Annotated in this window: 5 protein-coding genes; 1 reads left to right on the top strand and 4 read right to left on the bottom strand. The window is 45.9% G+C overall.

The window, feature by feature from the left end; genetic code table 11:
* The 3 genes from ligA to smc all read right to left on the bottom strand — a co-directional run.
* Nucleotides 1-869 (bottom strand): NAD-dependent DNA ligase LigA (gene ligA, locus QVA83_RS07480; RefSeq protein ID WP_287498296.1); only part of this gene is annotated, 869 nt, incomplete at its 3' end.
* Between the two features lie 291 nt (nucleotides 870-1160).
* Entirely contained in the window at nucleotides 1161-2738 is a 1578-nt protein-coding gene (gene zipA, locus QVA83_RS07475) for a cell division protein ZipA (protein ID WP_287498295.1), read from the bottom strand.
* A 20-nt stretch (nucleotides 2739-2758) separates the two neighbouring features.
* Nucleotides 2759-6298: a chromosome segregation protein SMC gene (gene smc, locus QVA83_RS07470; protein WP_287498294.1), complete on the bottom strand. Its 3540-nt coding sequence runs from the start codon at nucleotides 6296-6298 to the stop codon at nucleotides 2759-2761.
* A gap of 262 nt (nucleotides 6299-6560) precedes the next feature.
* On the opposite strand from smc, the gene cysZ reads away from it, so the two are divergent.
* Entirely contained in the window at nucleotides 6561-7298 is a 738-nt protein-coding gene (gene cysZ / locus QVA83_RS07465) for a sulfate transporter CysZ (protein ID WP_014979262.1), read from the top strand.
* Between the two features lie 35 nt (nucleotides 7299-7333).
* Here the strand turns inward: cysZ and QVA83_RS07460 are convergent.
* A partial coding sequence (locus tag QVA83_RS07460) for an SEL1-like repeat protein (RefSeq protein ID WP_287498293.1) occupies nucleotides 7334-8935 on the bottom strand: 1602 nt, incomplete at its 5' end.

The following is an 8935-nucleotide window of genomic DNA, read 5'->3' as shown; positions in this document are numbered from 1 at the left end:
ATGTCATACGGCAAACTGTCGCGCTTTTCCAAAATGTGGTTGTAGTACGCCAAGCAGCCCTCACCGCCCTCGGCGGTGTCGATATCAGGGCACAGCGGCAGCCCCCAATTACCCAATTGCTTAAGGCGCTCGCTATGTGTTGTGGGTAATTCAAAACTTTCAGGTTGCACTACGCCTAGCGAATAAGCATAAAACATCAGCGGGCGCTTGGCCGTAATTTTAGAGTCTAGCTGTCGTAAACTGCCAGCAGCAGCATTACGAGGGTTGGCGAAAACCTTACCACCCGTTTCTTTTTGGTGTTCGTTGAGCTTTGCAAAGCCCTCACGAGGCATAAACACTTCACCGCGCACTTCTACGCGCTCAGGATAATGCTCACCACGAAGCGTTAACGGCACATTAGAAATGGTACGCACGTTAGCCGTGATATTCTCGCCTACCTGGCCGTCACCACGGGTGGCAGCACGCACTAATTCGCCATTTTCATACAGAATACTTACCGCTAAACCATCTAGCTTGGGTTCGCAGCTAAAATCTAACGTTGCCGAATCTTTTAGTCTGTCTTTTAAACGTTTTTCGAAGGCAAGCAGTGATTCTTCATCAAAGGCGTTATCCAGCGACAGCATAGGAACATCATGGGTAACTTGTTCAAAGGCCGATAACGCTGCGCCCCCTACTTTTTGACTGGGAGAATTCGGGCTTTGAAGCGTAGGATATTGTTTTTCTAGCGCAATAAGCGCCTGCATATCTCTATCATATACTGCATCAGGAACCGAAGGGTCATCCATCACATAGTACTGATAGTTGTACTCATTAAGTGTGTTGCGAAGTGTTGCTATTTGTTGCTTTGCTTGTTCTAAAGAATCTGACATGGAGTTGTTGTCACGCCGTTTAAATAGTTAAAAGTATTACAATTCGTTGCCAAGGCCTATTCGCCCAAGCCGCTGTATGTTTCAAATGGGCTGCAAAAACCTGATCTATTTCAGTCAGGTTGTGAAACGTACAGCCACGCTACAATGCTATGGCTTGCTAGCCCTTGTTATACATCAAAGATCAATAGACCCTAATCAATAGAAAAGGACCTGGGTATGAGCCAAGTCCTTTTTTGTTTTTGCACCTACATGAATAATCCATAAGATTGAGGCGCAAGTGATAAATTAACGCTAGCTGCGCGCAATCATACGCTTGCGCTCGAACTCACGAATTTTCTCGACGTATTGCTGTAAGCCCTGCTTCGTTAATACGCTTCGGCGCCCATCAAGTACTTGTGCGCCGAACTCATCTGCCAATTTGCGGGCTGCATTGTGCATCATGTTAAACACTTGATGAGGGTCACCCTCAATAGGCAATATCATAAACAGTGAAATACCTTGGGTTTCAAAGTTCTCTAGGTTATCAATATCAAAAACCCCAGGCTTAAACATGTTAGCAAGGCTAAACAACACTGGCCCTTTGCCATTTGAGTTTACGTGGCGGTGGAAGATGTCTTGATCGCCAAATTTAAACCCTAATGTTAATAACATAGGTAATAGTGCAGCGCCTGAAATGGGCTCGCCTTCTGGCGTTCTTACATTTAATACTAAAACCTCGGGTTCAATCGACGACTTAGCGGTCTTTGGTGTACTTCCAGCACCATCATTGCCTGACTCATTAGCACTAAAGCTTTCATCGCCAAAATCAGCGCTAGCTGCTTCACTGGTGTCAAAATCAATACGCATTTGATCGTCACCAAAATTCGGCTCTTCACGTCTTCTCACTGGCGTTTTGCTTCGTTTATTACGTGCAAAACGTCGAGGCTGTTCATTTTCTTCATGAACATCGCTGGATGAAACAGACTCTTCGGGTGCATCTAAACTAAAATCAGCAACTTCTCTTTCGTTTTTAGCCGGCGGCTGCACTGTTTCAGGCTCTTCCTCCAGCGTTGGGTCGATATAAAACTTCTGTGCAGGACGAGCTGGCTCTGCACGCCCTCTTTCTTGATGACCGCCCGCCTGACTCTGAATTGGGTCATGCGATTGCGCGTTATCCGCTCTCTCTTGATTACTTGGAGTATTTTGCTGTTCGCTTTCTTCACGCTGAGCATGCGACGCTAAAGACGTTTCCTCTTGCTCTTCGCCTTCACGAAGTAAGAAGCCTGGAGGTTCAGGGAACGCGGCAAGGTTTTCGTCGCCTCTGTTAGCACCTTTTGTTGATGCGCCGTCGGGACGAGCTTGCCCTTTCATGTGTGGCTTCGGATTCGTAACCACAGAGCCATAGAGTTTTGGTGCTTTCTCAGCTTCTTCTTTCCCGTCAGACGGCATAGCTGAATTACCAACGCTGCTTGGGCGTTTACCCTCATGCTTACCGTGTGCGCCCTCTTTTCCATCACCGTGCTCTTTTGAGGTGGCATGTTGAGACAAGCTATCGTCGTCATCAGTTTCTTCGCTGCTGTAAGCATGTTTTTCATTGATATCGTGATGCGCAGGGCTGTTTGCCGTATTCGTCGATACGTTGCTTGCAGCCTCATGCTCTTGGTTTTGTGATTTGCTAACCACGCGCACCGCGCCAATGCCAAGCTCGTCAAAGCCTTCTTGCTCATCTGACTCGAAATCGTTGTCATCATCTTGCCACTGACGGGGCTCTAAGCGCTCTTTTTCCGAAGGCTTACTGTTTTTACGAATTTTCCAAATACCATGGGCAAGCACTGCGATGATAAAAACCGTGCCTCCAAGGAGTAAAAATAGACGTAATTGATCTTCCATTTAATTTCTTTCGCCCTTTGTTATGCTTCTGCGAAGGCTACAGCCTCGTCCACATCTACCGCCACCATGCGCGAAACTCCCGGTTCCGCCATGGTAACACCGGTGAGGTGACTGGCCATTTCCATCGCTATTTTATTGTGGGTGATATAAATAAACTGCACTGTTTGTGACATTTCTGACACTAAGTTACAAAAGCGCCCTACATTTGCATCATCCAATGGTGCATCTACTTCATCCAGCAAACAAAATGGAGCCGGATTTAATCTGAAAATAGCAAACACCAATGATAAAGCGGTTAGTGCTTTTTCTCCACCGCTTAAGAGGTGAATCGTACTATTTTTCTTACCAGGGGGGCGAGCCATTATCGTCACCCCAGTTTCTAACAAATCGTCATCGGTAAGCGCAAGATACGCCGAACCGCCCCCAAACACTTTTGGGAATAACGTTTTAAGGTCTTCGTTAACCTGTTCAAAGGTGGTAGAAAAGCGCGTGCGGGTTTCTTTATCAATTTTACGAATGGCCGACTGTAGCGTTTCCAAGGCTTCAGTAAGGTCGTTGTGCTGTGTATCTAAATGTGACTTTCTTTCCGACTGGGTTTCATACTCTTCAACTGCGGCTAAGTTCACTGCACCTAAGCGCTGCAAATTAGCCTGCGTTTTTTCAAGGTCTTCTTGCCAGCGCTTCTCTTCGGCATCTTCAGGTAAGGTTTCTAGAATGCTCTTCAGCGACTGCTGCGTTTCATCAAGCTGTTCTAAAATCGTATTCGCACGTACCCGGTAGCCTTCAATATCGATATTAAGTTTATCGATGTTTGCCTGTCGCGTTTGAATGTCTTTACCCAGAGCTTGATGCCCTTTTTCGGCTTCTCGCAACCACTGCTCTATATCTTCGAGACTACTTTGCTTAGCACTTTTCAGTTGTTCTAATTCCGCTTTGTTTTCCAACAGCGACTGAAGCTCTGCTTCTTGAATTTCTTCAGGGGACGTAAGCTGTGTAAGTTCTTTTTGTAATCTTTCTTTGTTTTTTATGTACTCTTCACGCTGCTGAAGGTTACGCGTAACCTGTTGACTGTATAAATTCTGATGGTTCTCTAATTGTTGCTTCTTAAGTGCAAGCTCATGATTTTGCGATGTTAATGTATCAACTAACGCGCGTAGCTCTGATGTAGTTCGCTCATTTGCATCACGCTTAGCGTTCACATCGTCAATGTGCACTTCGTGTTCAAGTATTTGTGCCTCTTGAAGCTCTAACTTTTCCGAAAGTTGGGCTAGTTGCTCTTCTTCTTTCGCTAACATTAACTCTTGCTTTGCTAACTCGTCATTAAGTTTGGCAGTGCGTGTAGACTGTTGCTCTTGCTGCATTTCAAGCAAAGAAAGTTTATTTTTAATCTGTGCGCGCTGGTTTTCTTTTTCACCCAAGGCGCTCTGAATAGCCTGCTTTTGCGCTTCGCTCTGTTCAAGTGCCTGTTTGGCGCGCTCTAATGAATGCTCAATCTCATCTATAAGGCTTTCAGTTTCTTCAATGCTGTCTACCAGTCCCTTAATTTTGTTCGCCCGCTGCAAAGCACCGTCGCTTGCTTCGCCAGGTTTCACTACCCACTGTGAGCTTGCCCACAACCCTGAAGGCGAGATTGCGCTAGTAAACCCCTTGGCTAGGCCTTCAGGTTCATCTTCTTTATCAAGAACGCTTACAAAAGCACTTTCAATCGTTTCCGCAAGTTCGTCATCGTTGCTACAAAGGTAAATGTCATTAAAAAATGCGGGAACACGCTGTATTGACGATTCATTACTGCGTGTTTCAGTTAATAGAGCGTGTGCTAGTGAACCCGATTTGGCAGTGCTTACAAACGCCTTATCGGTAAACACTTTAATGCCGCTTGGCAAATAAGCGTGGTTTTGAAGCAGTGCCTGTATGTCATGGCTTTTGGCAACAACGGGGTCTTTAGCGTGTTGTAAAATCGATTCTACACAAGGTGCAAGAGTTTGGTTAGAGCTAAACTGCTGCCACAGCTTTTCTATCCCGTCTAACGTTACGTCTTCATTATTTGAGGCATCTTGTTGAAGCGCTTCTAGCGCAGCTTTTGTGGACAGTGCAGTTTGTAACTGGCCCTGGGTATCACGGCGCTTCGCTTCTATAGCGTTGACTTCGCCTTGTTGCTGCGACACCTTTTGATTGGACTCTTGAAATAATTGCTTAGCTTCATCAATGTCAAAATAGAGTTCGCTACATTGCTCTTCTAAAAGTGTTATCTGACTGGCAAAATCTTCTTCATCTAGCTGTTTTAGCTCGTCTTGTAGTTCGCTGATACGCTGAGAAGTGCGTAACTGCATGCTCATCGTTGACTGAATTTGGCTATGGCATTGCTGAACATTCTGACGAAGTTGATTGTAGGTTTGCTCTTGCGCTCGGGCTTGGGCGTTAAACTCTCTTAGCGCTTGTTCAGCGTCTTCAAAACGCTCTTTGGCAAGCTCTAACTCTGCTTCCTTAAGGGCAAATTCAGGCTCAATGTTTTCAAGCGCCTCCTTTGATACCGCAAGCGCTTCCTGTGCCTCATCAATAGAGTGGTTAAGCAATTCGTGTTGCTCGCTAATTCGTGCTAACTCTTGCTCTACCTGCCCTTTGCGTTGTTTTGCGTGCAGCGCATTTTGCTCTAGTCGCGTTATTGCGTTACTGGTAGTAAACAGCTGCTGCTGAAGATCATCTATCGTTTGTTTTGTTTCCAGCTGCTTGGTTTTGTACGACTCAAGCCCCGCTTCATCGCCCTGTAGTCGAGCCACTAAGTCGTCAACTTCTAACTGGAGTGCTTGCTGCTGTTTTTGCAGCGCTTCAATATGTTCACTATTTTTCAGAAAACGAAGGGCTGCTAACTGGCCTTTTAGCTCTCTGGCTTGTGCACGTAGCGTTTTGTATCGAGTAGCCGCAGCAGCCTGACGCTGTAATTTTTCGAGCTGCTTGCCCAATTCATCGCGCACATCATTCAAGCGTTCAAGGTTATCTTGCGTGTGCCTTATACGGTTTTCTGTCTCTCTGCGGCGCTCTTTGTACTTTGAGATACCCGCGGCTTCTTCTATGAATACACGCAAATCCTGTGGCTTAGATTCAATAAGCCGAGAGATCATACCTTGCTCAATGATGGCGTAAGACCGGGGGCCTAGCCCTGTTCCTAAAAACAGATCGGTGACATCACGCCGGCGACATTTAGTGCCGTTCAGAAAATAAGTAGAGGTGGCGTCCCGTGTAACTACGCGTTTAACAGATAGCTCATTGTAGTTGGCAAATTCACCCGCTATCCGCCCTGCACTGTTGTCGAAAACAAGTTCAACGCTACATTGCCCCACTGGCTTACGAGACGAAGAGCCATTAAAAATCACGTCGGTCATTGCATCGCCGCGTAAGTTTTTGGCAGAACTTTCACCTAAAACCCAACGTACAGCATCAATGACATTCGACTTGCCGCAGCCGTTAGGGCCTACGATGGCGGTCATTTCACCGGGGAATGGAATGGTAGTTGGCTCAACAAAGGACTTGAAACCCGCAAGCTTAATCTTTTTAAGCCTCACACATCATCCCTCTTAAACACAAAGCTGCACGCGGTATCGCCTTGATATTAGCCAGAAACCAGCTAACCATCGGCTGAAATAGCAGTTGATGTAGAAATGATGCAATCACACGGAAGATTCTTTTGTTATTATGCTCCGACTCTACCAAATCTAACAGCTTGTAACAATTACCATTTCACTGAGTTAGGCAGAGAATACGCCAAGCGCGTATGATAGAGCAGATAGTTAACAAACACAGCGTTTCAAACGCGAAGGAGTACGAATGAGTTCAGGCGGTGTACATTATTTCTTTGAAGGCTTTTCGCTCATAAAAACCAAAGGATTAAAGCGTTTTGTTTTTGTACCCCTAACAATAAACTTAGTGCTTTTTTCTGTGGCTTTTTACTTCTTATTTGGCCAAATAGAAATGGGTATCGCTTATGTGATTGATCTTGTACCTGAATGGTTAGGCTGGATAAAAACAGCGATCAGCTTTTTCTTGTGGCCCCTCGCAGTCATCAGCGTATTGCTCATTTTCGCACTGATCTTTGGCACACTGGCAAACTGGATTGCAGCGCCGTTTAATGGCGTTCTATCAGAAAAGGTTGAGCGTCATTTAACGGGTCAAGATTTAGGTGACGAGGGCGTGATGTCTTTAGTTAAAGACATTCCTAGAACTGTAGGGCGCGAACTCACCAAGCTGGTTTGGTATCTACCTCGCGCTATTGGATTTTTGTTATTGTTCTTTTTTCTGCCCATTATTGGGCAAGTCTTGTGGTTCTTATTTAACGCCTGGATGATGGCAATTCAGTACTGCGATTACCCATACGACAACCACAAAATAGATTTTACGCGCATGCGCCTGCACCTTGGCGAACACAAAGGGAAAGCGATGACGTTCGGAATGATGGTGAATATATTCTCACTTATTCCCGTGGTTAACTTTATCGTTATGCCCGTAGCAATTTGTGGTGCAACGTCTATGTGGGTAAGAGAGCTTAAAGATACACTCGCTAAATAGTGGCGAGTGTATTGTTTTAGTAATGACAGCTATGGTTATTTGCCACCAGTAAACGCTTCGTATTCAGCTAACCAGTGTGCGGCTTCTTTTTGGTTGCCGCTATTGTGGAACGCCTGGAAGAAATTCATTGAAATAGGTCGCTGGGCATTTTGTTTTTCCAGCTGCTGCTGCCACAGTACCAAATATAAAGGCGGGATCACGCCGCTATCGTGATGTTCCATAAAGGTAATTCTGCGGCTGGGCTTATAGCTGTTTTCCCCCAATACGGTGCACGTTTTGGCCCGTGCAATAATGGTTGCAGGATCTATCTCTAGCCAATTTTCAACCGTTTTGTGAGGTGCATACCAGTACTCAGAATCTACGATTAGGTTTGGTGGTGCAAAATCGTTTATTCCATCTTCATCGCACAGCCTATTCGCCATGCCCTTGCCAATAGGATATTCGTCAGCGAAGCCTGCGAAGTGCGCTAGCTCATGAACAAACACTGAATAAGCGTCACTGATGTCTAAGTACATTACGCCGTTTTGAACATTTGCCTTACCCTGCTCTGCCACTACTACTGCATGACTAAATTTCTGCTTTTTCGCAATGCTTGCCAAAGGAGTAATACTACAGCCTAAGATCCCAGCGTTCTTATAATCCGGATCGCAGCTTAGTACATCGGGTTTAAGCCAAATAGGCGGGGCCAGGCAAATAGAAAGGTTCTGCAGGCGCTTGTCGTCATTGAATGAGTTATAAAGACTGTGAGCACGCATGATAGTAGCTAAACTGGTAGCAAAAGGCTGAATACGCTGAAGGCATTTCCCTTCATTCTCCCAGTTAAATGAAGGAGACTGCTTTAGTGCTTGCTGTATAGAATACGGCGTGTAGAGATTGATGGCCTCTAAGGCTTTTTCCGCTTGAAGATGCCCTTTCTTCGCGGAAAAGCTAAAATGCTCCTTAGCCTCAGAAAATTCCCCTTCGTCCCACAGGAGGCGAGCATACTTAAATGCACTTTGCATGTCTAAGGTTGCTGTTGCTGCGAGCAGTGGTTTCGCTAGTTGTTGTTGCCCGTGTAGAAGATACCAATCGGCCAATGCGGCCTGTGCGGGTACGTAGTTTTGTGAAGCCGCGCGTACCAGCCACTTCTCACGTTTTTCTGGCGAATCGGTAGACATTGCAAACGCAAGCTGTGCTTCTGCGACCTCGCCGAGCGCCGCTAAGCGCATAAAGCGCTGTGACGCACCTTCTTCACCTAATATTTGGTACAGCAGCCATGCAGCGTCCGCATTTTCAAGATTAACAAGTTTTTCTAGAAAATAGGTTGCAGTGGCTTCATCAATATAGTCAGTAGCGGTGAAACCAGCGTTATACGCACGCTCAAATTCAACGAGCAATCGATTTTGTGCGTCTTCGCTACCTTGCTTTGCGGCTAACCACAGTAGCGCTAGCGCATCATGCTCAGCGTCATGGTTGGTGTTATGAAGTGCTACGGAAGTGGAACTAGATTCAGCGGTATGTTGAAGTTCGCTGTTAGCGTTGTCACCATCCGCTGCTAAGCGCTCACCTTCTACTTCTAGGCTATCTGACCTTTGATTTGACGGTGTAAGTACGCTGCTTGCGTTAGCAATTAACTGAGGGACATAGCGTCCGCTATC

This window comes from Alteromonas sp. AO-Serp (assembly GCF_017849675.1).
Classification (GTDB): domain Bacteria; phylum Pseudomonadota; class Gammaproteobacteria; order Enterobacterales; family Alteromonadaceae; genus Alteromonas; species Alteromonas macleodii.
Note: the sequence above shows the minus strand (reverse complement) of the source record. Positions and strands in the feature narration are given on the sequence as shown.

What these genes read in the sequence shown, in the direction of transcription:
- zipA (WP_287498295.1), bottom strand. Translation starts at nt 2,738, where the DNA reads ATGGAAGATCAATTACGTCTATTTTTACTCCTTGGAGGCACGGTTTTT.
- cysZ (WP_014979262.1), top strand. Translation starts at nt 6,561, where the DNA reads ATGAGTTCAGGCGGTGTACATTATTTCTTTGAAGGCTTTTCGCTCATA.